The sequence below is a fragment of the Kineococcus indalonis genome, assembly GCF_009906395.1.
In the GTDB taxonomy this organism is placed as follows: Bacteria; Actinomycetota; Actinomycetes; order Actinomycetales; family Kineococcaceae; genus Kineococcus; species Kineococcus indalonis.
On the sequence record NZ_JAAALM010000963.1, the window covers coordinates 1 to 626 of the forward strand.

At 75.6% G+C, this 626-nt stretch carries 1 protein-coding gene; it reads right to left on the reverse strand.

Going from position 1 to position 626, the window contains the following annotated elements:
* Positions 1-69 precede the first annotated feature (69 nt).
* Complete coding sequence (locus GTR00_RS22200) at positions 70-399, reverse strand: chorismate mutase (RefSeq protein ID WP_323132678.1); 330 nt, start codon at positions 397-399, stop codon at positions 70-72.
* Positions 400-626: the final 227 nt, after the last annotated feature.

Below are 626 nucleotides of genomic sequence, written 5' to 3' on the forward strand. Positions count from 1 at the left end.
CGAGGTGGTCGAGCGCGTCGGCGCCGACCCCGACGCCGTGGACCCCGCCTCGCCGGCCACGGGGCGACGCTAGCGCGCGACCGCGCCGATGGCGCGGTGGTGCCGGATCACCTCGGCGATGACGAAGGAGAGGAACTTCTCCGCGAACAGCGGGTCCAGGCCCGACTCCGCGGCCAGCCGGCGCAGCCGCGCGGTCTGCTCGCGCTCGCGCGCCGGGTCGGCCGGGGGCAGGTGGTGCGCGGCCTTCAGGTGCCCCACCGCCTCGGTGAGCTTGAACCGCTCCGCCAGCAGGTGCACGAGGGCGGCGTCGAGGTTGTCGATGCTGCGGCGCAGCGCGGTCAGCTCGGCGTCGTGGGCGGCCGGTGCGTCGTGCACCGGCCGGTCCTGCGGGTCGTCCACGGGGTGTCCTCCTGGGGGTGCTCCGCACCGACGCTACCGGTGGCGCGGGCCGTCCCCGCGCCGGCCGTGCAGGAGCCCCGCGCAACGATTGACGCTCCTCGTCACTGCTGCCTACGCTCCGCGATGTCGTGACAGCGGTCACACAGCAACGACCTCGAAGGAGAGGCATGCCCCCGCTCGCCACGGCCACCGGAACCCCCGGTGGCCGTGGCGAGCGGGGGCATGCC